Raw genomic sequence first — 2,774 nt, 5'->3', positions numbered from 1 at the left:
TATGCATATCCAAGAATCCAATTGCTTCCATACGTAATCCGTATTTGTATATTGCATATATCATTACGGGTTTATTCTCTTGATTCTGGAGCTGATAATAGTAACTACCACTTGGACAAAATATTGCCGCAATGGCAACCTTGCTCTTGAATTTGCCGCTGTAAGTGCTGCGTTTCTTCATTTGAACCTCCCACGGTTGTACTTTTTTCATTGTTATCTCGATGTCAAGTACACCTTATAGGGCTGTCCTAAAAACCTAATCCACTATATACAATATTGTAGCAGTCATACTTCTAGATTGTTTTTTGACCATAACCCCGCCCTGCGGGGTGGCATCTGTGGCGCTTCGGAGAGCGCCAATACACTTTGCGGGGTTCCGGGTCGTGGTGCTGCGCGTCGTGGAATTTATACTCAATGACATGTGCTGTGATCATTGATTATTGTGACCAGAAAGAACAAGCCCGGAGTTTCACCCCGGGCTTGTTATGTTGAATGTTTACTACTATTTTAAGAGCATTGCTTTGCGAATCGAGGTCTTTCCACCCGATTCAAGCTTGATGAAATAGATCCCGGAGGCAACATTGCAGTTGTTCGTATCTCTGCCATCCCAAACAACCCGGTGATAACCTCTTTCCATTACAGAATTCTGCAAGTTCTTCACCCTCTGACCTCGGATATTATAGATACATAAGTTCACCTGTCCCGTTTGCGGGATGCTGAATTCTATTGTAGTCGAGGGATTGAAGGGATTGGGATAGTTTGCACTGATCTGAGCTGTTAGCGGGATTGGCGCTTGATCGTTCTCTTCCCTATCATACAGCTCACGTAACAAGTTCCATTGCTCAGAGTGTTTTGACGAAAAGACGGATCGCGAAGGATACACATATTGCGTGTATTTCGTAGTGATAGGTTGCTTGGTCTCATTCATTGCTGCCAGATGCAGCACTATCTCCAAATCCATCACCGCCAAGAGAGAGTCTATCTCGGATTCTGGATTGTCCAACCTTACCTGAAGAAGGTTAATGGCAGATTGGTAGTCTTTGATCAGGAGATAGTCTTTCACCAGATAGTCTTGTAAGTACTTGGTCAATTTTGGATTCTCAGTCTCATACTGGCTGATTTTGGAAAGGATGTAAGTCTCCAGCGCCAGCAGAGAATCGGGACTCATCGCTGAAGTGCGATAACATCCGTCCAAGGCATCAATCATCAGTTGAGATTCCTCCACCAGATTCTCATCCAGGATTGCTTTGTAAATACTATTAGCAGTGGTGCTGTCTCCCTGTTTCTCGGAAATCAATGCAGTAGCCATTCTATCCTCAGACTCGATAATGACGTTGGGAGAGGGATCCAGAACGAAACTTGTAACATAATGCGAAGCTTGTCCAGGAGCGTTTACTATAACCAATCCATTCTCAAACCAGTTGTTACTGGCAGAAATGGCATTGCTGCGCGGTGGCGGAGATACATGCCATTGTGTATCAAAGCGGAAGTCAAAGGTTGGATTGAATAGTCCGGAGTTCTCATGATAGAAATCATTGTGCCCGGCATAGAGCTGGATGTAAGCATTGTAAGAAGCAGTATCCTGAAAATCCAGATTTACTACCTCAGAATTGAAGAGGTTATTAGCAGAAGAGCTCATGTTTAGGGTTGAACCGGAGTGGTTTAAAATCCCTATTAGGGTATAGAAGCTATTATCTGCCAATCTTAGATTCGAACCCCGGCTTACTATCCCCGTATCACCCAAATCAAAGCTACAATCATAGATACCTCCCAGTACAGAAGTTGACCATTCCGTTCTAATTCCCACATCACACTGAGTGAAGGAACAGTCCTCTATCTTGGGAGAAGCTCCTTCCAGTTCAATTCCAATGCTATTCTCCACAAAATGGCAGTCAGTTATCAGAGGAGAAAACTCAGAGCCAGTAAGGTGAATGCCAGTGGCTGTATCAATGAAGTGGCAACTCTGTATAGTATCTCTGATAGCAGAATCATACTGATTTTCAATGCCACTCAATAGCCCTGAGAATACCATGTTTCGAATCAGTGCTGCAGAAGGTAATGACCAGTACTTCAAGCCTATAGCAGTTCCATCACTTCCAAAGAAACCGGAACCTTCCTGATTTGAATCAATACGGACTGTAAGCCCTGTCTCATAATTCTCAATGTCCAATCCCACTCCATTTGCTGGGATTGTGATGCTGCAATTTAGTAGATTGACGGAAGAGTTATCCACGTTGTTCTCTTCTGCCCCGGCTATTGTTGTATTGCTGAAGCTCAATGAACCGGAGTTCGATACATGGATACCAGCCCAAGTTTGTGCTGAGACACTGCTCACAAATGAACTGCTATCTGCATATACAACAGCCCCATCTATCTCAAGAACCGAGTCTATACCCCATGAACAATTTGCCTTAGCAAATGAGATACTACTGCCCTCTTCCACTATGATAGATACACTATCGCCAACAGCTACAGAGCCGGATATATTCAGGCTTGAGCCTCCCTTCACTCTGATGACAGAGTTTGGGAAAATGGTAGTTAATGTATTAGGCTCTATACTCACATCGGCGCCGCCATCTATAGTAATCTCTCCGGAGAGATAAGCAATCTTCTTTAGTACAGCATCACTTGTAACAGAATTTGGCAAGCTAGAACACATTTGGAGCAGGATACCATCTCCGGGCCCGATGTCAACTCTGATGTTTTCTCCATCTTTTCTATGCAATTGGGCTCCTAATGAATCGAACATGGCAACATAGGTTCCAAATTGGGTG

General features: G+C 43.9%; 2 protein-coding genes. Both read right to left on the bottom strand.

From position 1 onward, the window contains the following. Positions 1 to 181 (bottom strand): hypothetical protein (locus LHW48_08415; GenBank protein MCB5260473.1); only part of this gene is annotated, 181 nt, incomplete at its 3' end. A gap of 321 nt (positions 182 to 502) precedes the next feature. Beyond that, a partial coding sequence (locus LHW48_08410) for a T9SS type A sorting domain-containing protein (protein ID MCB5260472.1) occupies positions 503 to 2,774 on the bottom strand: 2,272 nt, incomplete at its 5' end.

Source organism: Candidatus Cloacimonadota bacterium (assembly GCA_020532355.1).
In the GTDB taxonomy this organism is placed as follows: domain Bacteria; phylum Cloacimonadota; class Cloacimonadia; order Cloacimonadales; family Cloacimonadaceae; genus UBA5456.
This window is presented reverse-complemented; position numbering and strand designations above follow the sequence as displayed.